We start from the raw sequence: 23,147 nt of genomic DNA, 5'->3' as shown, positions 1-23,147 counted from the left end.
GCGATCCGCGCGACAGGAGATTGATTGATGAAAATGAAACCGTTGGGCCGCACGGGCATCCAGGTCTCGGACCTGTGCCTCGGAACCATGACATTCGGCACGCAGACCCCCGAGGCGGATGCGCATCGTCAGATCGACACGGCGCTGGCAGCCGGGATCAATTTCCTTGATGCCGCCGAGATGTACCCGGTCAACCCGATCACCAAGGAGACCGTAGGCAAGACCGAGCAGATCATCGGCAACTGGAATGCGGCACATCCGGCCCGCCGCGGAAGCTATGTTCTGGCGACCAAGCATTCGGGGGCCGGCTTCACGCATGCGCGGGACGGAGCACCGATCTCGGCCAGCACGATCCCCGGGGCCATCGAGGGATCGTTGCGGCGTCTGCAGACCGACTACATCGACCTGTACCAATTCCATTGGCCCAACCGCGGCAGTTACATGTTCCGGCAGAACTGGGACTATGACCCCTCGGGCGGCGACAGGCAGGCGGTTCTGGACAATATGCGCGAATGCCTCGAGGCGCTGCAGGCGCAGGTGGACAAGGGCAATATCCGCGCCTTCGGCCTGTCGAACGAAAGCGCCTGGGGAACCGCCCAGTGGCTGCGCTTGTCGGAAGAGATGGGTGCGCCGCGGGTGGCCTCGGTCCAGAATGAGTATTCCCTGCTGTGCCGCCTGTATGACACCGACATGGCCGAGTTGAGCGCCTATGAGGATGTGGGTCTGTTGGCCTTCTCGCCGCTGGCCGCCGGATTTCTGACCGGCAAGTATCAGGGCGGGGCGGTGCCCGAGGGATCGCGCATGTCGATCGTGCCGCAGATGGGCGGGCGCAAAGGCGACCGGGTTTTCGACGCGGTCGAAGCCTATCTGGCGATTGCCGCTAAACACGGGCTGGACCCGGTGCACATGGCGCTGGCCTGGTGCCAGGCGCGGCCATTCATGACCTCGGTCATCTTCGGCGCGACCACGCAGGCGCAGCTGGAGCGGATCCTGGAGGGGCGGGATGTCGTGCTGTCCGATGAGGTTATGGCCGAGATCAACGCGGCCCATCGCGCGCATCCGATGCCGTATTGAGGGATGGGGGCGCTGCGCCCGTCGCCGTGGCCAACTCCCCCCAAATCTATGACCAGATGAAGCTCGCCCGTCAGTGATGGGTGGGCTGGGTGCGGTCCTGCCTGAGGTCGCGGGCGGATAGTCCATGCGCCGTGCGGAAAGCGCGCGCAAAGCTGGATTGTGACGTGAACCCCGTGGCCAGTGCCACATCCATCAGCGGCATGTCGGTATCGGTGACCAGACGGCGGGCCTCGGCCAGGCGCAGTTGCAGGTAGTGGTCCTGTGGCGTGGTGTTCAGCCGCAGGCGGAATTGCTGCTGCAGGGTGCGCGGGCTGGTTCCCAGGGCCTTTGCGATCTCGGCCAGGGGCAGCGGGTCGTCCAGCGCGGCCTGCATGATCACGTTGGCGCGGGCGGTCAGGGCACTGTGGCGGTGTGGCGCCCCAGTGCGGCTCTGTGGTCTGCCGGGTTCGGGGGCGCCTTCGTAGAGGAACAGGCCCGAGACACGGGCCGCGAAGCCGGCGCCGTGGCGTGCCGCGATGATGTGCAGCATCATCTCGACCGCGGGGATCGCGCCGCCCGAGGTCAGGCGGTTGCCCGACACGGTGAACCGGTCGGGGCGCACGTCGACTTCGGGGAAACGGGTGGCGAAGGTCTCGAGATCTTCCCAGTGGGTGGTGGCGGCGTGACCGTCAAGCAGCCCTGCTTCGGCCAGCAGCCAGGGGCCTCCGTCGATGCCCGCCATCGTGGCGCCGGTATTGGCGATGCGGCGCAGCCCGGCCAGCAGGCTGGGCGTTGCGTGGCGCACTAGGTTGAACCCCGCGATCACGATCATCAGGTCGCAGTGGTCGAGGCGCGCCAGCGGGACGCCCGGCACCTGCAACGCGCTGGTCAGCATCGCCGGCTCGGGCGTGGCGGTCACGTAGTCCCAGTCGAAGGCCGGGCGGTCGGCCAGCCGGTTGGCGGCGCGCATCGGGTCCACCGCCGAGGCGAAGCTGAGCGTGTTGCACTCGTCCAGCACCAGAACGGCGGTTTTCAGCGCGCGGTGCTCGGGCTGGAGGATGTTTTTTGCGGATTTCATCAAGTCTGATTCGCATTCTGGCAAGTTGTCTGGTCAAGGCTGCGCCAGAGTCGGGGCCAGACGCAAATCGGAATCCGGGGAGAAGCCTGGGGAAAACCCATGGCGAAGCCGTGTATAACTTGGGGATAACACCATGCCTTTGGAAATGAACCGCGAAGTATTCATCACTTGTGCCGTGACCGGCTCGGGTGGAACGCAGGATCGCAGCCCACATGTGCCGCGTTCACCCAAGCAGATCGCCGAAAGCGCCATCGCGGCGGCCAAGGCCGGGGCGGCAGTGGTGCATTGCCATGTGCGTGACCCCGAAACCGGCGCGCCCAGCCGCCGTCTGGACCTGTATCGCGAGGTGACGGACCGCATCCGCGACGCCGAGGTGGACGTGGTTCTGAACCTGACCGCTGGCATGGGCGGTGACATCGTGTTCGGCGGAGTCGAAGCCCCGTTTCCCGTGGCCGAGGGGACCGACATGATCGGTGCGTCGGAACGCGTGGCCCATGTGGCCGAATGTCTGCCCGAGATCTGCACGCTGGATTGCGGCACCATGAACTTTGCCGAGGCCGACTATGTGATGACCAACACGCCGGGCGCGTTGCGGGCGATGGGGCAGATGATGACCGATCTGGGCGTGAAGCCCGAGATCGAGGCCTTTGACACCGGCCATCTGTGGTTCGCCAAGCAACTGGTGAAAGAGGGCGTTCTGGCCCCGAACGCGCTGGTGCAGCTGTGCATGGGCGTGCCGTGGGGCGCGCCGGATGACCTGAACACCTTCATGGCGATGGTGAACAACGTGCCCAACGACTGGACATTCAGCGCGTTCTCGCTGGGGCGGCATCAGATGGCCTATGTGGCGGCCTCGGTTCTGGCGGGCGGCAACGTGCGCGTGGGGCTCGAGGACAACCTGTGGCTGGACAAGGGGGTGCTGGCCGAGAACTGGCAACTGGTCGAGCGCGCCGGAACGATCATCGAGAACATGGGCGCGCGGGTGATCGGCCCGGCCGAGGTGCGCGAGAAACTGGGATTGGTCAAACGGGCGCCTGTGGCGACCTGACGGCGGGGCGACCCTCGCAAAATCTGTCGAACAACGATGGCACCCGGTGCGGCGTGAACGTTCGGGGCGAAGGAGAGAAGATGAAGACGGCAGCGATCATCGGTGGCGGCGTGATCGGCGGCGGATGGGCCGCGCGGTTTCTGCTGAATGGCTGGGACGTGCGGGTGTTCGACCCGGACCCCGAGGCCGAGCGCAAGATCGGCGAAGTCCTGAACAACGCGCGGCGGTCGTTGCCCGGGCTGAGCGATGTGCCGCTGCCGCGAGAAGGCGCGTTGAGCTTTCATGCCGACATCGCCGACGCGGTGAAGGGGGCAACGTGGATCCAGGAGAGCGTGCCCGAGCGGCTGGATCTGAAGTTGAAGGTTTACAAGGGGCTGCAGGAGGCCTGTGATCCGGGGGCGATCATCGGGTCCTCGACCAGCGGGTTCAAACCCTCCGAGCTGCAGGAAGGCGCGCTGCGGCCCGAACAGATCGTGGTGACGCACCCGTTCAACCCAGTCTACCTTCTGCCGCTGGTCGAACTGGTGCCTTCGGTCGCCAACCCGCCCGAACTGGTCGCGCAGGCCAAGGATGTGTTGCGCTCGGTCGGTTTTTTCCCGCTGCAGGTCCGCAAGGAAATCGACGCGCATATCGCCGACCGGTTCCTCGAAGCCGTGTGGCGCGAGGCGCTGTGGCTGGTCAAGGACGGCGTGGCCACGACCGAGGAGGTGGACGAGGCGATCCGCATGGGCTTTGGCATCCGCTGGGCGCAGATGGGCCTGTTCGAGACCTATCGCGTGGCCGGGGGCGAGGCCGGGATGCGGCATTTTATGGCCCAGTTCGGCCCGGCGCTGAAATGGCCCTGGACCAAGCTGATGGACGTGCCCGAGTTCACCGACGAGCTGGTCGACATGATCGCCGACCAGTCGGATGCGCAATCCGGGATGCACTCGATCCGCGAGTTGGAGCGCATTCGCGACAACAATCTGGTGGGCATGATGCGGGCGTTGAAGGCGCGCGACTGGGGCGCGGGGGCGGTGCTGAACCAGCATGACGCGCTGCTGAAGCCGGATGCTCTGCCGACGCTGGATCAGGCGGATCTGAGCCAGCCGATCCTGACGCTGGCCCGCGCGGTGCCGCTGGACTGGACCGATTACAACGGTCACATGAACGAGGCGCGGTATCTCGAGGCCTTCGCCGCAGCGACCGACCGTTTCATGGAGATCATCGGCTGCGATGCCGACTACATCGCCTCGGGCGGCAGCTATTTCACGGCTGAAAACCACATCCGGTATCTGGACGAGGCCCATGCCGGGGCGAAAATCGAGGTGCGCACGCAGATGCTGTTGGGGCAGGGCAAGAAGCTGCACCTGTTCCACAGCATGTACGAGGGCGACAAACTGCTGGCCACGGGCGAGAGCTTTCTGCTGCATGTCAGCCTGGAAACCCGTCGGCCCTGTGCGCCGTCGCCGCAGATCGAAGCCGCAATGGCCCGCATCGCCGAAGCGCAGGCCGGGTTGCCCTATCCCGAGGGCGCAGGGGCGGCGATCCGCAAACCGGCATGACCGGGCGGGTTCTGATCACCGCCGGTGCCTTGGGCGTGGGACGCGCGATGGCCGAGGCGTTCGACGCCGCCGGCGCGCAGGTCTGGGTGGCGGATGTGGACGCCGAGGCGCTTCAGGCCTGCCCGGATCACTGGGGGCGGTCGCAGGTCGATGTGTCGGATGAGGGCGCCGTTGCAGCGCTTTTCAACGAGATCGCGGCGCAGTGGGGCGGATTGGACGTTCTTTGCGCGAATGCGGGTATCGCGGGGCCGACTGCATTGATCGAAGATGTGGCGCTAAGCGATTGGCAAAAATGTATTTCCGTCAATCTGGACGGGGCGTTTCTGAGCGCGAAATACGCGGCGCCGATGCTCAAACGGCAGGGGCGCGGCGTGGTGCTGATCACATCCTCGACCGCCGGGCAGTACGGCTATCCCAACCGTGCGCCTTATGCAGCGGCGAAATGGGCGGTGATCGGGCTGGGCAAGACCCTGGCGATGGAGCTGGGGCCGCACGGCGTGCGCTGCAACGTCATCTGCCCCGGCGCGGTGGAAGGCCCTCGGATGGAGGGCGTGCTGCAGCGCGAAGCGGCCGCCAAGGGCATGACCCGCGATCAGGTCTATCGGGGCTATGCGGCGGGTACTTCGATGGGCCGCTTCGTCGAAGCGCATGACATTGCCGCCATGGCGGTGTTCCTGGCCTCGGATGCGGCACGGTTGGTGTCGGGGCAGGTCATCGCCGTCGATGGACATACCGTTAACCCCGACCCCAAGCTTTAGCCCTGGTTTGGGCCGCGCATCTGGCGGATCGAGGCGCGGACGGCCTGCCAGTTCTGTGCCTCTTCCACGTTTCCTGCGGCTTCGAATTCGCGGGCTTTCTGGGCGGCTTCGGCCTCGGCCTTGTCGCCATGCGCCGAATACAGGGCGCGCGCGTATTGAGCGGTTTTGAGAGCGTCCATTCCTGATATCCTCCTTTGGGTCGGATCGTTCGGATTTTCGCGCACCTCAATATAGGGGATCAGGTGGGAAATTGCACCCGTGGACTGGCGTTACCCGGCCGAAATGGCCGCGCGCAGCTGGCGAAGATGGGTCGGAAAATGCCGGGCAGTAAGATCAGCTTCGCGGACCAAGGTATCGAAATGGCGCGTAAAAACCTCGATTCGGTCCCGGTCGCGGAAGGCCATGTAATGGCTGCCGGCATAGAACACGCAGAGCAGCGGACCAAAGATGGTGACCGGCGCGGAATAGAGCCGCTTGGCATCGAACAGGTAGATGCGCATGCGCGGATACAGCTGCTCGCACAGCTCCAGCATGTGATCGATCTGGTCCAGCCGCTCATTCAGGGGCAGCCCGTCATAATAGCCGGTGCCATGGGCAAAGCTGTGAATCTCATACAGCGGCATGGCTATTTCATAGTCGGACTGGGCCCCGCGCATCCAGGTCAGGCGGTCCTCGGAGGCGCCGATGGCCTGGTCGGCGGTTCGGCCCAGATGCGGCGCATATTCCCATTCCAGCACGGCGCGGGTTTTCAGCATGTCGGGCAGGGTGGCCGGAACATAGCGGATTTTGTAGCCGGCGGCCTCCTGATGCCATTCAAAGATGCGCTCGTCGACCAGGGCGCGGGGTGCCTCGGTCATGGTCAGAGAACTGGCCAGCAGCTCGGCCGCGCTCTCGGGTCGGTTCGAGAGGCTGAGCAGCCAATCCGCCGACACCCCCAGAGCCGAGGCGCAGCTGCCCACGACATGGGCGTTGGGCAGGCGTGCGCCCGTATCGGTCAGCAACTGGGAAACGGTTGAGCGATCGACCCCGATGGTGCGCGCCAGCGCGCTTTGGCTCATCTTCCGCTGGTCCATTGCGCGGGCCAGGCGCAGGCGGAACTGCGCGGCGCGGTCGCGTTTGTCGAAATTTTCCTGCATGTGGTGATAAATATCACGAACGCTGAGATTTGTTAATCATATTCGGAATTCTCGACAGGGCCACTGGCAGGTAACGCTTGTGTGAAAAGCAAAAAGACTGGGGACCGGAATGGAAACGCGGCGAAGATCTGTCGTGAAGGCAATCATTTGGAATGCGATGGGCCTTGCGGTCATGACCGTGGTGGGGCTGGTCGCCACCGGCTCGGCCGCCGTCGGAGGCGTATTGGCGGTTGTGAACACGGCCATCGGGCTGACGCTCTACGTGATTTACGAACGCATCTGGGCCGGAATTTCCTGGGGGCGGCATGGCTGAAGCGACCACCCCAAAATCCCCCGAATGGCCGACCTTTGCCCTGATCGTTGCCTGCTATGCCCTTTGGCTGATTGCGATTTTCGGCGTTGCGGCGTGGTCGCTGTGGCTGGCGGTGCCGATGATGGGGGTCGTCGCGGCGCTGCACTCGTCCCTGACGCATGAGGCGCTGCACGGCCACCCGTTCCGCGCAAAGTGGTTGAACGAGGCGCTGATGGCGCTGCCGCTGACCCTGTTCATCCCCTACAACCGCTTCCGCGATCTGCATCTGGCGCACCATCAGGATGCCAACCTGACCGACCCCTATGACGATCCGGAGTCCAACTATCTGGACCCGGCGGTCTGGATCAGGCTGCCGCAGTGGCAGCGGTGGGTCTATCAGGCGAACAACACGCTGTTGGGGCGCATGGCGCTGGGTCCGATCATCGGCCAGTTGGCTTTTCTGCGCGACGACTGGCGCGGTGCGGTGCGCGGGGACCGCGACATCTGGCTAGCCTGGGCTTTCCATCTGCTCGGCGTGGCGGTGGTTCTGTGGGTCGTGGCGCAATCAGCGATGCCGGTCTGGGCCTTTGTCCTTTCGGCTTATCTGGGACTGGCGCTGGTCAAGATCCGCACCTTTCTGGAACACCGCGCGCACGAAAAGTCGCGCGCCCGAACGGTGATCGTCGAAGACCGCGGACCGCTTGCCTTTCTGTTTCTGAACAACAACCTGCACGTCGTTCATCACATGAACCCGGCGGCGCCATGGTATCGGTTGCCCGCGCTCTATCGCCGAGGGAAAGAGCGCTATCTGGCCTGCAACGAGGCCTATGTCTATCGCTCGTACGGGCAGGTTTTCCGGCAGTATTTCTGGCGTGCCAAGGATCCTGTAGAACATCCGCTCTGGCCAAAACCCTGATTTGACGACAGAAGGGAAGCCATGAGTTTGTGGATTCCCGTAACCTTGGCCGCCGCAACCTTTCAGACGGTGCGCTTCATGCTGCAGAAATCGCTGAGCAGCGTGAAGCTGTCGGCGACCGGCGCGACCTTTGCGCGCTTTGCCTACTCGATGCCTCTGGTGCTGCTGGGTCTGGCAGGAGCGATCCGGCTCAGCGGTCTGCCGCTGCCGGCGCTGCCGCCTCTGTTCTGGCTTTATGCCGCCATCGGCGGGCTGTCCCAGATCCTTGCCACGATCTGCGTCGTGGCGCTGTTCAAACAGCGCAACTTTGCCGTCGGCATCACCTTCAAGAAAACCGAGGTGATCCAGACCGCAATCGTCGGTTTCGTCGTGCTGGGCGACCGGGTTTCAACCGGTGCGTTCGGGGCCATCCTGCTGGGGCTGCTGGCGGTTCTCCTGTTGTCGAAAACACCGGGCGGCAGTGGGGCGTGGTGGCGTCACCTAACCAACCGCGCCTCGCAACTGGGGTTGGGATCGGGCGTCTTGTTCGCCTTTTCTGCGGTCAGTTATCGCGGCGCGTCGCTGCAACTGGGCGATGGCGAGGCCTGGTTCCGGGCGCTGGTGACGCTGGCGGTCGTGGTCTCGATCCAGTTCCTGTCGATGGCGCTGTGGCTGGTTTGGCGCGACCGGGCCGAGCTGCGCGCGGTGTGGGACACGCGGCGCACCGGCGTCTTCGTCGGGCTGACCAGCCTCGGCGGATCGTTCTGCTGGTTCTGGGCCTTCAGCCTGCAGAACGCGGCCTACGTCAAAGCGCTGGGGCAGGTGGAGCTGATTTTCAGCCTCATGGCCTCGGTCCTGGTCTTCCGCGAGACGGTGACCCGGCGCGAGATTGCGGGGATGGTCCTGCTGGGCCTCTCGATCCTGATCCTGGTCGCCGCGATCTGAGATGCAAAAAGGCGCGCGGAGGCCCGTGCGCCTTCTGAACTTTTTGCCATGCAGGCGGGTCAGCCCGCGCGGCGTTCGTCAAAGCTGAGTGCGATGAAGCTGGGCAAGTGATCGCCCATGCCGACGACGGCCGGACCGCCATCGTCACGACGTCCACGGCCTTTGCCACGCTTTTCCTTGGCAGGTTTGTCGTTCGACGCGGCGTCCTTGGCGGGCTTGTCCTTCTTGACCTCGTCCTTGCGGGTCGAGGCGCGCGATTTCTTTTCGGGCTTTTTGTCCTCGGCCTCGGCCGGTTCGGCCTGAACCGGGTTGTCCAGACGCGGGATTTCCTTCTGGATCAGTTTCTCGATCGCATCCAGCGCCTTTTCATCGCGGGCCGAGCAGATGGTGATCGCCTTGCCCTCGCGCCCGGCGCGGCCGGTGCGGCCGATGCGGTGCACATAGTCCTCGGGGTGACTGGGCACGTCGAAGTTGAACACATGGCTGACCGACGGAATGTCGAGCCCGCGCGCGGCCACGTCAGACGCCACCAGCAAACGTACCGAGCCGTCGCGGAACCCGTCCAGCGTCTTCATCCGCTGCGACTGGTCCAGATCGCCGTGGATCGGTGCGGCGTTGTAGCCGTATTTCTTGAGCGATTTCGCGGTGATGTCCACATCGGTCTTGCGGTTGCAGAAGATGATGGCGTTGGTGCATTTGTCACCTTCGGCATCGATCAGTGCGCGCAGGACCTTGCGCTTGGTGCTGCCCTCGCGGTCGCGGCGGCCGCCTTTGACCATCACGACACCCTGTTCGATGGTCTCGGACGCGGTGGCCTGACGGGCCACTTCGATCCGGGCCGGGGCGGACAGGAACGTGTCGGTGATCCGCTCGATCTCGGGCGCCATGGTGGCCGAGAAAAACAGCGTTTGCCGGGTAAAGGGCGTCAGCGAGAAGATGCGTTCGATATCGGGGATGAACCCCATGTCCAGCATCCGGTCAGCCTCGTCCACGACCATGATCTGCACGCCGGTCAGCAGCAGCTTGCCACGTTCGAAATGGTCCAGCAGACGGCCGGGTGTGGCGATCAGCACGTCCACGCCGCGGTCGATCAGGGCATCCTGTTCCTTGAAGCTGACGCCGCCGATCAGCAGCGCCTTGGTCAGCTTTAGATGCTTGGTATAGGTGTCGAAGTTTTCGGCCACCTGCGCCGCCAGTTCCCGCGTCGGGCACAGCACCAGCGAACGCGGCATCCGCGCCCGCGCACGACCGCGCGCCAACAGGGTGATCATGGGCAAGACGAAACTGGCCGTCTTGCCGGTTCCGGTCTGGGCGATGCCCAGAACGTCACGTCCCTCCAGGGCTGGCGGGATGGCGCCTTCCTGGATCGGGGTCGGGGTTTCGTAGCCGGCTTCCTCAATAGCTTTGAGGACCTTGGGGTTCAGATTCAGATCGGTGAATTTCGTCATGTATGTCCGGTTCATGCGGACACTGACCTGGCCCGCGCGTATGAAAAATGCCGGGCCCGGATGGCCATGCGCACCATGCGCGTTTCGGCTTGGATGCGGACATAACAAAAAGGTGTGGCAGGGTCAAATGAAGACAGTTTCATCTGTACCGCTACATCGCGTCACTGGCGATTTCGTGCAACAATTCAGAAGCTTCCGGGAAAGTGTTTCTGCAGCTTTTCCTCAAGATCAAGCGGTCGGTGCTTGATCAGACCCCGTTCCTGCAGGCGCGCGCGGACCTGCAGGTCGGTGGCGCTGAGTTCGTCGAAGAACTTGCGCAGACCTTTCTCGCCTTCTTCGGCCTCGATCCAACTGAGCAGTTCGTTCATGTTCAGCCCACCCCGATCGCGATGTACGTTCGGAGCCATGCCGGGCTGGTACGAGCCGCGCTCCAGTCGAAACCGATAGTGTGACCACCAATGCTCCCAATCCGTGGCATGGCGGTGGCACAGGTCGATCTGCGGCATTTCGGTCTTGCAGGGCAAGATGACCTTGTTCTGAAACAGGTTGTGGATGCGATAATTGAGGTTCTCCATCCCCGTTCGCACGAACAGCTTGCCCTGTACGTGGCTCAGAAAGCCGCCCAGAACGAAAGCGCCGTAGTTTGGATAGATCGTCTCGACAAGCGCTTCGCGTTCGGGGCCTTGGGGGATGAACGCTTTGTAGAGATCGTCGCCGCAGGCCAAGGCCTCGATCGGACGAACCCGAACCGCGTGCACCGTTTCGGGCACTTCGCCCAGCAAGTCCGCGATGGGGGCCGTGGGCCACAGGAACTCGTCCACATCTATATGCGCTAGCCAATCGAGATCGGTGTGGCGATAGGTAAAGGTCGCATGAACGGTCTGGCGGACCTGGTGGCGCTCGGGCTTGTCTCGTTTGCGCGCTGCCCAGAACGCATCGTCGCAGATGCGGACGGTTACCTTGGGGTGGCGGCGCAGGGGGCGAAAAGCCCGCCGGTTGGGCTCATCAAGGTAGAGGTAGAGGTGATCCGCGCCCAAATCCAGGTGGTAGGCCGCAAAACTCAGAATGTCGCGGGCCGATCCACGCACCGTCGAGACGATGCCCCAGCTCGGCCCGGCTGCGGTCATGCGATGACGGCCTCTGTTGCTTTGGCGGGGGGCGGGGTCAGCATCAGGTCATCATTTCCTTGGTCGCGGTAAGCGTCAGTTTGGGATAATCGCGCACCACGCGGTCGATGTCCCATTGCAGGCGGGTTAGATAGACGATGTCGCCATCGTGATCGAGGGCAATGTGCTGCTTGTTCGCATTTACGAACTTCTCGACCTCAGCCTTGTCGCCCGACACCCAGCGCGCACTGGTGAATTGCGAGGCCTCGAACCGCACCGGCAGGCCGTATTCCAGCTCGATCCGGCTGGCCAGCACCTCGAACTGCAGCGCGCCCACCACGCCGACGATAAAGCCCGAGCCGATCGAGGGTTTGAACACCTTGGCCGCGCCTTCCTCGGCAAACTGCATCAGCGCCTTTTCCAGGTGCTTGGCCTTCATCGGATCGCCCGCGCGCACGCCCTGCAACAGCTCGGGCGCGAAGGATGGAATTCCGGTAACGCGGATCGCCTCGCCCTCGGTCAGAGTGTCACCGATGCGCAGCTGGCCGTGGTTGGGGATGCCGATGATATCGCCGGCCCATGCCTCGTCGGCCAGTTCCCGGTCAGAGGCCAGAAACAGAACCGGGTTCGTGATCGCCATGGGCTTCTTGCTGCGCACATGGGTCAGCTTCATGCCGCGCTTGAAGTGGCCGCTGGCCATGCGGACAAAGGCCACGCGGTCGCGGTGCTTGGGGTCCATGTTGGCCTGCACCTTGAAGACAAAGCCCGCCACCTTTTTCTCATCCGGCGAAATCTGGCGAGGTTCGGCCGATTGCACCTGCGGCTGCGGTCCATAGGCACCGATGCCTTCCATCAGTTCCTTGACGCCGAACGAGTTGATCGCCGAGCCGAACCAGATCGGGGTCATGTGGCCTTCAAGCACCGCCTGCGGATCCAGCGCGGGCAGCAATTCGCGCGCCATCTCGACCTCTTCCAGCAGCTTGTCCAGCAGTTCGGTGGGCACATGCTCGGCCAGTTTGGGGTCGTTCAGCCCGTTGATCTCGATGCTTTCAGCCACTTTGTTGCGGTCGGCGCGGTCCATCAATTCCAGCCGGTCACGCAGCATGTCGTAGCAGCCGATGAAATCGCGCCCCACGCCGATGGGCCAACTGGCCGGTGTCACGTCGATGGCCAGCATCTCCTGGATCTCGTCGATGATTTCGAACGTATCGCGGCTCTCACGGTCCATCTTGTTACAGAAGGTCAGGATCGGCAGGTCGCGCAAGCGGCAGACCTCGAACAGCTTCTGCGTCTGGCTTTCCACGCCCTTGGCCCCGTCGATCACCATGACCGCGGCGTCAACGGCCGTCAGCGTGCGATAGGTGTCTTCTGAAAAGTCCGAGTGGCCGGGCGTGTCCACCAGGTTGAACCGGTAGGGGCCATAGTCAAACGACATGGCCGAGGCCGAGACCGAAATGCCCCGGTCCTTTTCCATCTGCATGAAGTCCGACCGCGTACGCCGTGCCTCGCCCTTGGCGCGCACCTGTCCGGCCATCTGGATCGCGCCCCCATACAGAAGGAACTTTTCGGTCAGGGTCGTCTTGCCCGCATCCGGGTGCGAGATGATGGCAAACGTGCGGCGCCGTGCGATCTCGGGCGGCAGGGTGGGCTGGTTCGAGGCGGTATCAAGCATGAAGGCGCGTATAGGCGGGGAATCCTGCTGAGGCAAGACAAAGGGGGTGGTTCGAATCGGGTGGATATGCCAATAAGAACATATAGTGAACAAATAATGGAGTGGATCAATGAATTTGAAAGAAATCGCCCAGGAACTGGTGGCAGGTTGCCGCGAAAACCGCGCCAAGGAGAATCTGGACAAGTTGTATGCAGCCGATGCCGTTTCGGTCGAAGCGATGGACATGCAGGGCATGGGCCGCGAGACCCACGGCATCGAGGGCATCCGCGGCAAACATGATTGGTGGGAAAGCGCACACGAGGTCTCGGGCGCGTCAGTCAGCGACCCGTTCCTGCATGGTGAGAACAGCTTTGCCGTGATTTTTGAAGTGCAGGGCAAGGTGAAGGAAAGCGGTGAAGCTTTCGACATGCGCGAGGTCGGAGTCTATCACGTGGTCAACGGCAAGATCGTGCGGGAAGAGTTCTTCTACTGATTTGCCGACGCCAATCTGGTCTTCCCTGTCTGGCCGGTGCTAGACATGCGGGTAACAACTGACAGGGGGGATCACATGGATCTTGGACTAAAAGGAAAACGCGCGCTGGTCTGTGCCAGCAGCAAGGGCTTGGGGCTGGGCTGCGCCGAGGCGCTGGCTGCCGAGGGCGTTGATCTGGTGATGAACGCGCGTGGGCCTGATGCGCTGGAGGCGCAGGCCGGCCGGCTGCGCGCCGAACATGGCGTCGACGTGCAGACCGTAGCCTGCGACGTGACCACGGCCGAAGGCCAGGCGCAGGTGATCGAGGCCGCGCAGGGCGTTGATATCCTTGTGACAAACGCCGGTGGCCCGCCGCCGGGCCTGTGGTCAGACTGGGATCGGGATGATTTCATCAAGGCGCTGGATGCCAACATGCTCACGCCGATCGCCTTCATGAAGGCGCTGTTGCCGTCGATGATGGACAAGGGTTGGGGCCGGGTGGTGAACATCACCTCGCAATCCGTGCGGGCCCCCATCGCGGTGCTGGGCCTGTCGAACGCGGCGCGCACCGGGCTGACCGGCTATGTAGCCGGAACCGCGCGGCAGGTGGCGCCCTATGGCGTGACCATCAACAACCTGTTGCCCGGCATTCATGCCACCGACCGGGCGGACTCGCTGGATGCCGGGGTTTCGGCACAGAAGGGCATCTCGCTGGACGAGGCAAGGGCCGAGCGCGCGGCCACGATTCCGGCGCGGCGCTATGGCACGCGGCAGGAATTCGGCGCGACCTGCGCGTTTCTGTGCTCGCAACATGCCGGGTTCATCGTAGGGCAGAACATCCTGCTGGATGGTGGCGCAACCAACCTGACGATGTGATCGTGGCGCAGGGGTTTTCGCTGAAGGATCAGCTGTTCAACGCGGAAAAGACCCGTTACCTTGCCGGCCTGTTCACGCAGGCCGACGCCGGGTTTGACGGCGACGCATTCGTGGCGCGGGTCATGTCGCGCCTGCCGGAGCTGGAGCTGAAGCAGCGGATCGCGTGGATTGCCGATTGTTTGCAGACGGCCTTTCCCGGCGCGCTGCCCGACGTGGCACCGGTGATCCTGCGCGCCTTGCCGCCGCCTCTGGACCCATCCCTGAGCGATGACGATTTCGGTGACTTCATCTTTGCCCCATTGGGCGAGTGGGTGGCGCAGGTCGGCGCGGACCACCCCGACCTGGCGCTGGATGTGCTTGCAGAGATCACTCAGCGATTTTCGATGGAATGGGCGATCCGGCCCTTTCTGAGTAGCCATCCCGATCTGGTGCTGGACCGGATGCAGGACTGGTGCGGGCATTCCAGCTATCACGTCCGGCGGCTGGTCTCCGAAGGCACGCGCCCGCGTCTGCCCTGGGGGCAGGCGGTCGGTCTGGACCTGTCGGACCCGCTGCCGCTGCTGGATCGGTTGCACTCGGATCCGACGCGCTATGTCACGCGGTCGGTGGCGAACCATCTCAACGACATTACCAAGAAAGACCCCGACCTGGCGCTGGACCGCCTGAAGGCGTGGCATGCCTCGGGCGCGCAGGAGGCCGGCGAGATGCGGTGGATCACCGCACATGCGCTGCGCGGGCTGGTAAAGTCCGGCCATGGCGGGGCGATGGCGCTGCTGGGTTATGATCCCGACGCACCGCTGGAGGTGAGTGTTGAGGTGATTGGCGAGGCCCGCATCGGCGGGGTTCTGGAGTTCGCCGTCTCGGTTTCAGGCCCCGATGATCATCCGGTCTTGATTGACTATATCGTGCATTTTCAGCGACCTGGCGGGAAAATCTCACCCAAGGTTCACAAGCTCAAGCAAGCCAATCTTTCAGATGGCTGCCTGCGGCTGAACAAGCGGCACAAACTCAAGGGCGACGCCACGACGTTTCGGTTGGTGCCGGGGTCGCATCGGCTTGAGATTCAGGTCAACGGCAAGGTCCGCGCGGGCGTGCCGTTCGAGCTGCTGGCCTAGCGCCTCTCTTGCGCCCGATGGGCGGGGTTGTTATCCCGGCGCAAGCCCGATGAAATTGATCGGGAAAAGGCAATTGGGGTCCGTCGGTGGCAATCAACACAGCTCCTCCGCGATTGGAAATCCGCAATCTGGTCTGTCGGTTCGGCGGGCGCACGGTGGTCGATGACGTCTCGTTGACCGTTCAGGCAGGGCAGGTGACCTGTCTGCTGGGTCCGTCGGGCTGCGGCAAATCCACTACTCTGCGGATGATTGCCGGCGTCGAAATGCAGGACTCGGGCGAAATCTACGTCGATGGCAAGCTGGTCTGTGACACGGTGTTCAGGGTGCCGCCCGAACGGCGCGAGATCGGACTGATGTTCCAGGATTTCGCTTTGTTTCCGCACCTCAGCGTGGCCGACAACGTTGCCTTTGGCCTGAAAGGGGCCAAAGAGCAAAAACGGGAACGTGTCGAAGAGTTGCTGAGAAAGGTCGACCTGATCCGCCATATCGACGGGTTTCCGCATCAACTGTCAGGGGGCGAGCAGCAGCGGGTCGCGCTGGCCCGAGCGTTGGCGCCGCGTCCGCGGATCATGCTGATGGACGAGCCGTTTTCTGGCCTCGACAACCGTCTGCGCGACGGCATCCGCGACGAGACCCTCGCCATCCTCAAGGAAGAGGACGCCGCCGTGTTGCTGGTCACGCACGAGCCCGAAGAGGCGATGCGCATGGCCGACGAAATTGCACTGATGCGCCGCGGCAAGATCGTGCAGCAGGGCGCGCCCTACAATGTCTACACCCGACCCGTAGACAAGGCTGCCGTGGCATTTTTTAGTGATGTCAATGTGTTGCAGTCCCAGGTGAATGGAGCATTGGCGCAAACGCCATTTGGTCAATTCCTGGCGCCGGGTGTTCCTGATGGCACCGACGTCGAAATCGTTTTCCGCCCTCAGCACGTGCGGCTGGACTTTGATCGCAACGGCAAGGGGCCGCTGCCGACGGCGACCGATGGCGTTGCGGCCCGCGGCGTGGTCGAGCGCGCTCGCTTTCTGGGCAACGAAAGCCTGATCGAGTTTCGGATGGACTATGACGGCTCGATCCTCAAGGCGACCGTCCCGAACGTGTTCGTGCCCAATCCGGGCCGGGTGATGTGGTTGACCATCCGGCGGGATCGCTGCTTCGTTTTTCCAGCCTAGACGCCGCAACAGGTCGATTTCCCGGCGAGTGGTGCGCGAATGCCGCAGAATGCGCCGGGGCATCGCTTGCCGCATCCTTTGGGGCCGTCTATCAAGGGCGAAACGCGGGGGCACAGGCAGGCAATGCGCATACTTCTGACAAATGACGACGGGATCAACGCCCCGGGCCTGATCGCGCTCGAGGCGATTGCCGCGGATGTGGCTGGCCCGGATGGTGAGGTCTGGATCGTGGCTCCGGCTTTCGAACAGTCAGGGGTCGGGCATTGCATCAGCTATACCCATCCCATGATGGTCGCCAAACTGGGCGAGCGTCGTTTCGCGGCCGAAGGGTCGCCGGCCGACTGCGTGCTGGCCGGGCTGCATGACGTGATGAAGGACGCGCGACCTGATCTGGTTCTTTCTGGTGTGAACCGGGGCAACAATTCGGCCGAGAACACTTTGTATTCGGGCACGATCGGCGGCGCGATGGAGGCGGCACTCCAGGGCATTCCGGCGATCGCCTTGTCGCAGTATTTTGGTCCACGCAATCTTGGGTTGGACGACCCGTTCGAGGCCGCCACGCGGTTCGGAGCGGAATTGGTGCTACGCATTCTTGAGGCCGATCCGCCCGCGCAGGAAGACTACCGCCTGTTTTACAACGTAAATTTCCCTCCGGTGCCCGCCGAAGAAGTTCTGGGCACCCGCGTGGTGCGTCAGGGGTTCCGACGCGACACGCATTTTGGGGTGGAACCGCACAGCTCGCCCTCGGGCCGCCGTTTCCTGTGGATCAAAGGGGGCTATCAGCACAACCCGACGGCTCCGGGAACGGATGCGGCGGCGAACCTGGACGGCTATATCTCTGTAACGCCGATGCGGGCCGACCTGACCGCCGATGATGCGCTGGAGGCGTTGAAGACGATCGAATGACCGGACTGGACCCCGAAACCAAGATGCAGTTCCTGTTCGCCCTGCGGTCTCGCGGGGTGACGGATGCGCGTGTTCTTGACGCGATGGAGCAGATCGACCGCGGCAAGTTCGTGCGGGGCCTGTTCGCCGAGCGAGCCTACGAGGACACGCCACTGCCGATTGCATGCGGCCAGACGATCAGCCAGCCCTCGGTCGTAGGTCTGATGACGCAGGCGCTGCAGGTCACGCCGCGCGACAAGGTGCTCGAGGTGGGGACGGGTTCGGGGTATCAGGCTGCGGTGCTGTCCAAGCTGGCGCGGCGGGTCTACACCGTGGAACGCCACAAGCGTCTGGTACGCGAAACCGGTGAGCTGTTTCGCGAGTTGGGTCTTACGAATATCACGGCGATGCTGTCGGATGGATCTTTCGGATTGCCCGAACAGGCTCCTTTTGACCGCATCATCGTCACCGCCGCAGCAGAGGACCCGCCGGGCCCGCTCTTGGCGCAGCTCAAAATCGGCGGTATCATGGTCTTGCCCGTTGGGCAGTCGGATGCGGTTCAGACCCTGATACGGGTCACCAGAACCGAGACCGGGCTGGAATATGACGAACTGTTGCCTGTTCGGTTCGTGCCCTTGCTGGAAGGGCTTGGAAAGGACGAGGCGTAACGTAGGTTTAGGAATTGGGCGCCAGAACCCCGGCAAACAGGGGCAGGTGTTGAGGACAGTGATATGAGAGCAGTTTCCAAGTCAGTCTTGGGTCGTGGAACAACGGCGATGGTTGCCGCGCTGGTGCTTGCCGGTTGCGAAGGACCGCTGGATTACGACCTGCGCGGTCAGGTCGGCGGTTTTTCGACCACTCCGGCCGCACAATCAGCCACGACGAACCGGCCGGCGCCGGACAGCCGTGGCGTGATCACCTATCCGACATATCAGGTTGCCGTCGCGCAACGGGGTGACAACGTCGCCGCCGTGGCTGCGCGGGTCGGTCTGCCCGAGGCCGAGCTGGCCCGGTTCAACGGTCTCAAGCCCACCGACCAGCTGCGCGAGGGCGAGGTGCTGGCCTTGCCACGGTCCGTCGGCGCCGGAGCGGGGAACGTCGATATCGCCTCGATTGCCACGACCGCGATTGATCAGGCGCCGGACACGGGCGGCGTGCGGGTCACGAACCTTGAGCCGGCCAAACCGGCACCCGTCACCTCGACGGACGAGCCGATCCGGCACAAGGTCAAGCGGGGTGAGACGGCCTATACCATTTCGCGCCTGTATCAGGTTCCGGTCGATGCGCTGGCTGAATGGAACGGTTTGGGTTCGGACTTCGCCGTGCGCGAAGGGCAGTTTCTGCTGATCCCCGTCAAGAATCAGGCTGCACCGCGCCAAGCTGCCGCCGCAGCGCCCACGGCGACCACCGAACCGGGGCAGGGATCGCCCACCCCGACGCCGCCCAGTGCAACGCAGCCGTTGCCGGACGAAAAAGTTGCGCCGTTGACGCCCGCTCCGGACGTGACGGCCGAGGCCCCGACGAATTCCAGCTCGTCAGCCTTGGCTCTGCCGGTAACCGGCAAGATCATTCGCCCGTATGCCAAAGGCAAGAACGAAGGGATCGACATCGCTGGTTCGCCCGGTGCATCGGTCAAGGCGGCCGAAGCCGGTACCGTGGCGGCCATTACGGCGGATGCGGATCAGATCCCGATCATCGTCGTCAAGCACACCAACGATTTGCTGACGGTCTACGCGAATGTCGAGAACATCTCGGTCAAGAAGGGCGACCGGGTCAGCCGCGGCCAGAGCATTGCCAAGCTGCGCGGGGGTGAGAACGCCTATGTGCACTTCGAGGTACGCAAAGGGTTCGAGTCCGTCGACCCCGAAACCTATCTGCGCTGAGGGTCTGAGCGCCGTTCCAAGTAGCCTTGCGCGAAAAACGGGATCAGGCGGTCGGGTTGTAGTCAGCCAGCCGCTTTCCGGGCTCGTCCGCAAATATCTCGGGCAGCGGTGTGACGCTTTCGATCAGGTCGATGCGGAACACGCGGAAGGCGTCGCGCAGCTCGCACCAGGCGGTCAGGGTCCAGACCCGGCCCCAGTATTCCATGTGCAGGGGGCGGATCGTGCGTTCGGTCAGGGTTCCGTCGATGCGCCGGTAGGTCAGCCGCAGTTTCTGGCGCGATTTGATGGCCGCCCGGATCGGAGCCATATGCGCCAGCCCGCGCGCGGCATCGGCAAAGGGGTAGACGGCGAATTTCCACGCATCCGCCTCGGCCACCACCTGGGTGGGCAGTACCGCGTCGATCTTGGCGGCCAGCGCCTCGGCGGCGGCCTTCAGGTCGGGGTCGGCGGCCTCGGCCACGATCGCCATCCCGAGGTTCAGCGCCTCAAGCTCGGCCGGGGTAAGGTTCAGCGGGGGCAGGGTGATCTGTTCGCGCACCATGTAGCCCACGCCGCGTTCGCCTTCGACCGGGACGCCCGACGCCACCAGCGTATCCATGTCTCGATAGATGGTGCGGACCGAAACCTCGAGCCGGTCCGCGATGTCCTGCGCGCGGTGCAGTTTGCCGTCGCGCAGGATCTGGATGATGTCGAACAGGCGGTCAGTGCGGCGCATGACACGCCGTCCGGACCGCGATCAGGCGGTCATGTTCCATAGCACTTTCTCATGGCGCATTTGGATGCTGGCGGGGTCGATGGCCGCCATCAAGCCGGCGGCAAAATCCTGCTGCGGGAACTGCGCGGCGGCGTCCTGCGCGGCCTTCATGTCGGTCCAGATAACATAATCGGTCCAGCGGCCATCCTCGCCCTGGCTCAACTGTCGGTGGGCAAAGCCGCGTGCCGCCCGCACGAAGGCCTCGGTCGTCTGGCTGAGCCTGACGAACTCTTCCGGCGTGGTGCCATCGGCGAGGGTGAAGGTGACGATTTCAGCAACATGGGTCATTTGAGTCTCCGTTGACCAGGTTTCGATGCCCTGTTCCTAGCCGCCTGCAACTGACATAAACCTGTCAGTTGGAAATTGCCAGCCCGCAAAAACCACCTGACCAGCGCGGATTTGAACGCGGATTTGACTTGCGTCACTTTTTTCGACGGCCCGGTGGGCGTAGACAGGCTTCCAGATCACATTCCCGGCGCAACGCGCCGACGTAGAAGGAGAAGAGACATGCTCAACAATATCGGCCTTCCCGGCCTGCTGCTGATCGCCGTCGTGGTGCTGGTGCTGTTTGGCCGCGGCAAGATCAGCTCGTTGATGGGTGAAGTGGGCAAGGGCATCACCGCATTCAAGAAAGGCGTCAAGGAAGGCGGCGAGGAGATCGAACAGGACGCGTCCGAGCTGGCCAAGGATGTCACGCCCGAGTCCGACAAAGACAAGGTCTAATCGCCCATGTTTGATCTGGGCTGGACCGAGCTTCTGGTCATCGGCATCGTTGCTCTGATCGTCGTGGGGCCCAAGGACCTGCCGGTTCTGTTCCGCAATGTCGGACGGTTCGTCGGCAAGGCCCGCGGTATGGCGCGCGAGTTCTCAAGCGCCATGAACGAAGCGGCCGACCAGGCGGGTGTGAACGACATCAAGAAAGGTCTGGACGCGGCCACCAACCCGGTGGGCAGTGCGATGGACGGCGTCAAGCAGGCGGCCCAGGACATGGCCAAGAGCATGGACCCGACCAAGTTCGACCCCGACAGCGAAACCGGCAAACTGGCCGCTGAGCGGGCCGAGCAGGCCAAGAAGATCCAGGCCTCAACCGCCCGTGCCGCCGCCGAGCGCAAAGCGAAAGAAGCCGCCGAGGCCTTGGCCAAGGCCGAAGAGGCCGAAGCCGCGCTGAGAACCGAAGGCAAGACATGAGCAAGACCGACGAGATCGAAGATACCTCGGCCCCCCTGATCGAGCATCTGGCCGAGCTGCGCACGCGGCTGATCCACAGCGTTGTGGCATTTTTGATCGGTATGATCATCTGTTTCACGGTAGCCACGCCGATCTTCAACTTTCTGACCCAGCCCCTGTGCGATGTTCTGTCCGAGCGGGGACAGGACTGCGACCTGATCTTCATTTCGCCGCAGGAGGGCTTCTTCGTGGCGATCAAGGTCTCGCTCTTGGGTGGGTTCATTCTGGCCTTTCCGTATATCGGTATGCAGATGTGGCGGTTCGTGGCGCCGGGGCTCTATCGATCCGAGAAGAACGCCTTCCTGCCGTTCCTGCTGGCCTCGCCCTTCATGTTCCTGCTGGGCGCGAGCTTTGCCTTTTACGTGGTCACGCCGCTGGCCTATGACTTCTTCCTTGGGTTCCAGCAATTCGGGGCCGAGGGTGAGGCCTTAGCGGATGGTGCCACTGCGCCGCTGAGCGTGGTTTTCCAGGGTTCAGCACAGGAATACCTGAACCTGACGATCAAGTTCATCGTGGCCTTTGGCCTGTGTTTCCAGCTGCCGGTTCTGTTGACCCTGATGGGCAAGGCCGGGCTGGTCAGCGCCGAAGGTTTGGGCGCGGTGCGCAAATATGCCGTGGTGGGCATTCTGGTTCTGGCCGCCATCGTGACCCCGCCGGACGTGATCACCCAGATCATCCTGTTCGTCGTGGTCTATGGCCTGTACGAGATTTCGATCTTCCTGGTGGCCCGGGTCGAGAGAAAGCGCGAAGAACAGCTGCGGGCCGAAGGCTACTATGACGATGAAGAAGCCGCCGATGATGCGATGATGGACGAGTTTGACGCAGAAGACGGCAAATAAACCCGAGCAGTAAATGGGGAAGGGCGTGCCTTGGCGGGTGCGCCCTTTCTTCATGCGGGTCTTGTTGGCGGCCCGTGAACGTGGTTGAAATCGGCCGCAAGACTTCGGAGGACCCATGGACGACCAAGCCCTGAACCGCATCGCCGACGCCTTGGAGCGCATGGCCCCGGCGCCGTTGGCCGCCCCCGATTTCTCGGCCGCCCCCGCCTTTGTCTGGCATGTCGCGCCCGACCGGCTGGAGCCGGTGCACCATGTCAACCGTGTCGATCTTGACCTGCTGGTGGGCATCAACCGGTCGCGCGATACGCTGCTGGACAACACGCGCCGCTTCGCCGCCGGGTACAAGGCCAACAACGCCCTGTTGTGGGGCGCGCGCGGCATGGGCAAGTCCAGCCTGGTCAAAGCGGTGCATGGGACCCTTCAGCCCGAGTTTCCCGACCTGAAATTGGTCGAGCTGCAGCGCGAGGACATGGGCTCGGTCGCGCGGTTGCTGAACCACCTGCGCGCCGCACCTTACCGGTTCATCCTGTTCTGCGACGACCTGTCGTTCAGCCATGACGACCAGCACTACAAGTCGCTGAAGGCCGTGTTGGATGGCGGGATCGAGGGCCGGCCCGAAAACGTGGTGTTCTATGCCACGTCGAACCGCCGCCACCTGATGCCGCGCGACATGATCGAGAACGAACGCTCGAGCGCGATCAACCCGTCCGAGGCGGTCGAGGAAAAGGTTTCGCTGTCCGACCGATTTGGGTTGTGGCTGGGGTTCCACCCCTGCGATCAAGACGAATACCTTGCGATGATCGACCGGTATTGCGCGGCTTATGGCGTTAGCGTCGATTCCGACGTTCTGCGGGCCGAGGCGATCGAATGGCAGGCCACGCGCGGCGCGCGTTCGGGCCGCGTGGCGTGGCAGTTCTTTGTCGATCTGGCGGGCCGAAAGGGCGTTCACATCGAATGAAAACGGCGCCCG

At 63.5% G+C, this 23,147-nt stretch carries 26 protein-coding genes; 18 read left to right on the top strand and 8 right to left on the bottom strand.

What is annotated here, in order from left to right; translation table 11 throughout:
* Window positions 1–27 precede the first annotated feature (27 nt).
* Window positions 28–1,074 (top strand): aldo/keto reductase, encoded by a 1,047-nt coding sequence (locus ACR0DA_RS06915; RefSeq protein WP_170599608.1) that lies wholly within the window; start codon window positions 28–30, stop codon window positions 1,072–1,074.
* A gap of 70 nt (window positions 1,075–1,144) precedes the next feature.
* Here ACR0DA_RS06915 and ACR0DA_RS06910 read toward each other — a convergent pair whose 3' ends face one another.
* Window positions 1,145–2,131, bottom strand: a complete 987-nt coding sequence (locus ACR0DA_RS06910) for a GlxA family transcriptional regulator (protein WP_480753391.1) — start codon at window positions 2,129–2,131, stop codon at window positions 1,145–1,147.
* Window positions 2,132–2,264: 133 nt separating this feature from the next.
* Here ACR0DA_RS06910 and bcoG point away from each other — a divergent pair, with 133 nt between their 5' ends.
* From bcoG to ACR0DA_RS06895, 3 genes are all read left to right on the top strand, one after another.
* The gene (bcoG, locus tag ACR0DA_RS06905; RefSeq protein WP_480753390.1) at window positions 2,265–3,179 is read left to right on the top strand and encodes a 3-dehydrocarnitine:acetyl-CoA trimethylamine transferase BcoG; all 915 of its coding nucleotides are present in this window, start codon (window positions 2,265–2,267) and stop codon (window positions 3,177–3,179) included.
* An 80-nt stretch (window positions 3,180–3,259) separates the two neighbouring features.
* Window positions 3,260–4,723, top strand: a complete 1,464-nt coding sequence (locus ACR0DA_RS06900; protein ID WP_480753389.1) for a carnitine 3-dehydrogenase — start codon at window positions 3,260–3,262, stop codon at window positions 4,721–4,723.
* A complete protein-coding gene (locus ACR0DA_RS06895) occupies window positions 4,720–5,481 on the top strand; it encodes an SDR family oxidoreductase (RefSeq protein WP_480753388.1) in 762 nt (253 codons plus the stop codon). The genes ACR0DA_RS06900 and ACR0DA_RS06895 overlap by 4 nt, the downstream gene beginning before the upstream one ends.
* Here ACR0DA_RS06895 and ACR0DA_RS06890 read toward each other — a convergent pair.
* Both ACR0DA_RS06890 and ACR0DA_RS06885 read right to left on the bottom strand, forming a co-directional pair.
* Window positions 5,478–5,660, bottom strand: coding sequence for a hypothetical protein (locus ACR0DA_RS06890; protein ID WP_093962276.1), 183 nt, complete (start codon window positions 5,658–5,660; stop codon window positions 5,478–5,480). The two genes, ACR0DA_RS06895 and ACR0DA_RS06890, sit on opposite strands and share 4 nt — an antisense overlap.
* 90 nt (window positions 5,661–5,750) lie before the next feature.
* On the bottom strand, window positions 5,751–6,617 hold the full coding sequence (locus tag ACR0DA_RS06885; RefSeq protein WP_480753386.1) for a helix-turn-helix domain-containing protein: 867 nt from the start codon (window positions 6,615–6,617) through the stop codon (window positions 5,751–5,753).
* A gap of 109 nt (window positions 6,618–6,726) precedes the next feature.
* Here ACR0DA_RS06885 and ACR0DA_RS06880 point away from each other — a divergent pair, with 109 nt between their 5' ends.
* The 3 genes from ACR0DA_RS06880 to ACR0DA_RS06870 are packed head-to-tail and all read left to right on the top strand — an operon-like array spanning window position 6,727 to window position 8,749.
* Window positions 6,727–6,930, top strand: a complete 204-nt coding sequence (locus ACR0DA_RS06880) for a DUF2061 domain-containing protein (RefSeq protein WP_170372429.1) — start codon at window positions 6,727–6,729, stop codon at window positions 6,928–6,930.
* Window positions 6,923–7,825: a fatty acid desaturase gene (locus ACR0DA_RS06875; protein ID WP_170372431.1), complete on the top strand. Its 903-nt coding sequence runs from the start codon at window positions 6,923–6,925 to the stop codon at window positions 7,823–7,825. The genes ACR0DA_RS06880 and ACR0DA_RS06875 overlap by 8 nt, the downstream gene beginning before the upstream one ends.
* Window positions 7,826–7,846: 21 nt before the next feature.
* On the top strand, window positions 7,847–8,749 hold the full coding sequence (locus ACR0DA_RS06870) for an EamA family transporter (protein ID WP_480753383.1): 903 nt from the start codon (window positions 7,847–7,849) through the stop codon (window positions 8,747–8,749).
* 59 nt (window positions 8,750–8,808) lie between these two features.
* On the opposite strand, the gene ACR0DA_RS06865 is transcribed toward ACR0DA_RS06870, so the two are convergent.
* From ACR0DA_RS06865 to ACR0DA_RS06855, 3 genes are all read right to left on the bottom strand, one after another.
* Window positions 8,809–10,197, bottom strand: coding sequence for a DEAD/DEAH box helicase (locus ACR0DA_RS06865; RefSeq protein WP_480753909.1), 1,389 nt, complete (start codon window positions 10,195–10,197; stop codon window positions 8,809–8,811).
* Window positions 10,198–10,382: 185 nt separating this feature from the next.
* On the bottom strand, window positions 10,383–11,324 hold the full coding sequence (locus ACR0DA_RS06860) for a glycosyltransferase family 2 protein (RefSeq protein WP_480753382.1): 942 nt from the start codon (window positions 11,322–11,324) through the stop codon (window positions 10,383–10,385).
* Between the two features lie 43 nt (window positions 11,325–11,367).
* Window positions 11,368–12,975 (bottom strand): peptide chain release factor 3, encoded by a 1,608-nt coding sequence (locus ACR0DA_RS06855; RefSeq protein WP_480753381.1) that lies wholly within the window; start codon window positions 12,973–12,975, stop codon window positions 11,368–11,370.
* Between the two features lie 109 nt (window positions 12,976–13,084).
* Here ACR0DA_RS06855 and ACR0DA_RS06850 point away from each other — a divergent pair, with 109 nt between their 5' ends.
* The 7 genes from ACR0DA_RS06850 to ACR0DA_RS06820 all read left to right on the top strand — a co-directional run bounded on the left by ACR0DA_RS06850 (window position 13,085) and on the right by ACR0DA_RS06820 (window position 19,357).
* Window positions 13,085–13,447, top strand: a complete 363-nt coding sequence (locus ACR0DA_RS06850; protein ID WP_093962268.1) for a nuclear transport factor 2 family protein — start codon at window positions 13,085–13,087, stop codon at window positions 13,445–13,447.
* Window positions 13,448–13,522: 75 nt separating this feature from the next.
* The gene (locus ACR0DA_RS06845) at window positions 13,523–14,302 is read left to right on the top strand and encodes an SDR family oxidoreductase (RefSeq protein WP_480753379.1); all 780 of its coding nucleotides are present in this window, start codon (window positions 13,523–13,525) and stop codon (window positions 14,300–14,302) included.
* A 2-nt stretch (window positions 14,303–14,304) separates the two neighbouring features.
* Window positions 14,305–15,417 (top strand): hypothetical protein, encoded by a 1,113-nt coding sequence (locus ACR0DA_RS06840; RefSeq protein WP_480753378.1) that lies wholly within the window; start codon window positions 14,305–14,307, stop codon window positions 15,415–15,417.
* Between the two features lie 86 nt (window positions 15,418–15,503).
* On the top strand, window positions 15,504–16,589 hold the full coding sequence (locus tag ACR0DA_RS06835) for an ABC transporter ATP-binding protein (RefSeq protein ID WP_170338320.1): 1,086 nt from the start codon (window positions 15,504–15,506) through the stop codon (window positions 16,587–16,589).
* A gap of 123 nt (window positions 16,590–16,712) precedes the next feature.
* Window positions 16,713–17,495, top strand: coding sequence for a 5'/3'-nucleotidase SurE (surE, locus tag ACR0DA_RS06830; RefSeq protein ID WP_170437730.1), 783 nt, complete (start codon window positions 16,713–16,715; stop codon window positions 17,493–17,495).
* Window positions 17,492–18,142, top strand: a complete 651-nt coding sequence (locus ACR0DA_RS06825) for a protein-L-isoaspartate(D-aspartate) O-methyltransferase (protein ID WP_170338827.1) — start codon at window positions 17,492–17,494, stop codon at window positions 18,140–18,142. The genes surE and ACR0DA_RS06825 overlap by 4 nt, the downstream gene beginning before the upstream one ends.
* 63 nt (window positions 18,143–18,205) lie before the next feature.
* Window positions 18,206–19,357: a M23 family metallopeptidase gene (locus ACR0DA_RS06820; RefSeq protein WP_170338325.1), complete on the top strand. Its 1,152-nt coding sequence runs from the start codon at window positions 18,206–18,208 to the stop codon at window positions 19,355–19,357.
* A gap of 43 nt (window positions 19,358–19,400) precedes the next feature.
* Here the strand turns inward: ACR0DA_RS06820 and ACR0DA_RS06815 are convergent, their stop codons facing one another.
* Complete coding sequence (locus ACR0DA_RS06815; protein ID WP_170358978.1) at window positions 19,401–20,072, bottom strand: helix-turn-helix transcriptional regulator; 672 nt, start codon at window positions 20,070–20,072, stop codon at window positions 19,401–19,403.
* Between the two features lie 21 nt (window positions 20,073–20,093).
* On the bottom strand, window positions 20,094–20,399 hold the full coding sequence (locus ACR0DA_RS06810; protein WP_480753377.1) for a hypothetical protein: 306 nt from the start codon (window positions 20,397–20,399) through the stop codon (window positions 20,094–20,096).
* Window positions 20,400–20,618: 219 nt separating this feature from the next.
* Here ACR0DA_RS06810 and ACR0DA_RS06805 point away from each other — a divergent pair, with 219 nt between their 5' ends.
* The 4 genes from ACR0DA_RS06805 to ACR0DA_RS06790 all read left to right on the top strand — a co-directional run bounded on the left by ACR0DA_RS06805 (window position 20,619) and on the right by ACR0DA_RS06790 (window position 23,135).
* Window positions 20,619–20,834 carry a twin-arginine translocase TatA/TatE family subunit gene (locus ACR0DA_RS06805; protein ID WP_170338331.1) on the top strand — a complete coding sequence of 72 codons (216 nt, stop codon included), beginning with the start codon at window positions 20,619–20,621 and terminating at the stop codon, window positions 20,832–20,834.
* Window positions 20,835–20,840: 6 nt separating this feature from the next.
* Complete coding sequence (gene tatB, locus ACR0DA_RS06800) at window positions 20,841–21,299, top strand: Sec-independent protein translocase protein TatB (RefSeq protein ID WP_170358981.1); 459 nt, start codon at window positions 20,841–20,843, stop codon at window positions 21,297–21,299.
* Window positions 21,296–22,177, top strand: a complete 882-nt coding sequence (gene tatC / locus ACR0DA_RS06795; RefSeq protein WP_170390335.1) for a twin-arginine translocase subunit TatC — start codon at window positions 21,296–21,298, stop codon at window positions 22,175–22,177. Before tatB ends, tatC begins: the two co-directional genes overlap by 4 nt.
* 115 nt (window positions 22,178–22,292) lie before the next feature.
* Window positions 22,293–23,135 carry an ATP-binding protein gene (locus ACR0DA_RS06790; RefSeq protein WP_170599625.1) on the top strand — a complete coding sequence of 281 codons (843 nt, stop codon included), beginning with the start codon at window positions 22,293–22,295 and terminating at the stop codon, window positions 23,133–23,135.
* The last annotated feature ends 12 nt before the right edge of the window (window positions 23,136–23,147 follow it).

It is taken from the genome of Ruegeria sp. CI8 (genome assembly GCF_056536865.1).
Note: the sequence above shows the minus strand (reverse complement) of the source record. Positions and strands in the feature narration are given on the sequence as shown.

What these genes read in the sequence shown, in the direction of transcription:
- ACR0DA_RS06890 (WP_093962276.1), bottom strand. Translation starts at nt 5,660, where the DNA reads ATGGACGCTCTCAAAACCGCTCAATACGCGCGCGCCCTGTATTCGGCG.
- ACR0DA_RS06875 (WP_170372431.1), top strand. Translation starts at nt 6,923, where the DNA reads ATGGCTGAAGCGACCACCCCAAAATCCCCCGAATGGCCGACCTTTGCC.
- ACR0DA_RS06855 (WP_480753381.1), bottom strand. Translation starts at nt 12,975, where the DNA reads ATGCTTGATACCGCCTCGAACCAGCCCACCCTGCCGCCCGAGATCGCA.
- ACR0DA_RS06825 (WP_170338827.1), top strand. Translation starts at nt 17,492, where the DNA reads ATGACCGGACTGGACCCCGAAACCAAGATGCAGTTCCTGTTCGCCCTG.
- ACR0DA_RS06860 (WP_480753382.1), bottom strand. Translation starts at nt 11,324, where the DNA reads ATGACCGCAGCCGGGCCGAGCTGGGGCATCGTCTCGACGGTGCGTGGA.
- ACR0DA_RS06915 (WP_170599608.1), top strand. Translation starts at nt 28, where the DNA reads ATGAAAATGAAACCGTTGGGCCGCACGGGCATCCAGGTCTCGGACCTG.
- bcoG (WP_480753390.1), top strand. Translation starts at nt 2,265, where the DNA reads ATGCCTTTGGAAATGAACCGCGAAGTATTCATCACTTGTGCCGTGACC.
- ACR0DA_RS06810 (WP_480753377.1), bottom strand. Translation starts at nt 20,399, where the DNA reads ATGACCCATGTTGCTGAAATCGTCACCTTCACCCTCGCCGATGGCACC.
- ACR0DA_RS06815 (WP_170358978.1), bottom strand. Translation starts at nt 20,072, where the DNA reads ATGCGCCGCACTGACCGCCTGTTCGACATCATCCAGATCCTGCGCGAC.
- ACR0DA_RS06805 (WP_170338331.1), top strand. Translation starts at nt 20,619, where the DNA reads ATGCTCAACAATATCGGCCTTCCCGGCCTGCTGCTGATCGCCGTCGTG.
- tatB (WP_170358981.1), top strand. Translation starts at nt 20,841, where the DNA reads ATGTTTGATCTGGGCTGGACCGAGCTTCTGGTCATCGGCATCGTTGCT.
- ACR0DA_RS06850 (WP_093962268.1), top strand. Translation starts at nt 13,085, where the DNA reads ATGAATTTGAAAGAAATCGCCCAGGAACTGGTGGCAGGTTGCCGCGAA.
- ACR0DA_RS06885 (WP_480753386.1), bottom strand. Translation starts at nt 6,617, where the DNA reads ATGCAGGAAAATTTCGACAAACGCGACCGCGCCGCGCAGTTCCGCCTG.
- ACR0DA_RS06910 (WP_480753391.1), bottom strand. Translation starts at nt 2,131, where the DNA reads ATGAAATCCGCAAAAAACATCCTCCAGCCCGAGCACCGCGCGCTGAAA.
- ACR0DA_RS06865 (WP_480753909.1), bottom strand. Translation starts at nt 10,197, where the DNA reads ATGACGAAATTCACCGATCTGAATCTGAACCCCAAGGTCCTCAAAGCT.
- ACR0DA_RS06790 (WP_170599625.1), top strand. Translation starts at nt 22,293, where the DNA reads ATGGACGACCAAGCCCTGAACCGCATCGCCGACGCCTTGGAGCGCATG.
- ACR0DA_RS06820 (WP_170338325.1), top strand. Translation starts at nt 18,206, where the DNA reads ATGAGAGCAGTTTCCAAGTCAGTCTTGGGTCGTGGAACAACGGCGATG.
- ACR0DA_RS06895 (WP_480753388.1), top strand. Translation starts at nt 4,720, where the DNA reads ATGACCGGGCGGGTTCTGATCACCGCCGGTGCCTTGGGCGTGGGACGC.
- ACR0DA_RS06880 (WP_170372429.1), top strand. Translation starts at nt 6,727, where the DNA reads ATGGAAACGCGGCGAAGATCTGTCGTGAAGGCAATCATTTGGAATGCG.
- ACR0DA_RS06845 (WP_480753379.1), top strand. Translation starts at nt 13,523, where the DNA reads ATGGATCTTGGACTAAAAGGAAAACGCGCGCTGGTCTGTGCCAGCAGC.
- ACR0DA_RS06900 (WP_480753389.1), top strand. Translation starts at nt 3,260, where the DNA reads ATGAAGACGGCAGCGATCATCGGTGGCGGCGTGATCGGCGGCGGATGG.
- ACR0DA_RS06870 (WP_480753383.1), top strand. Translation starts at nt 7,847, where the DNA reads ATGAGTTTGTGGATTCCCGTAACCTTGGCCGCCGCAACCTTTCAGACG.
- surE (WP_170437730.1), top strand. Translation starts at nt 16,713, where the DNA reads ATGCGCATACTTCTGACAAATGACGACGGGATCAACGCCCCGGGCCTG.
- tatC (WP_170390335.1), top strand. Translation starts at nt 21,296, where the DNA reads ATGAGCAAGACCGACGAGATCGAAGATACCTCGGCCCCCCTGATCGAG.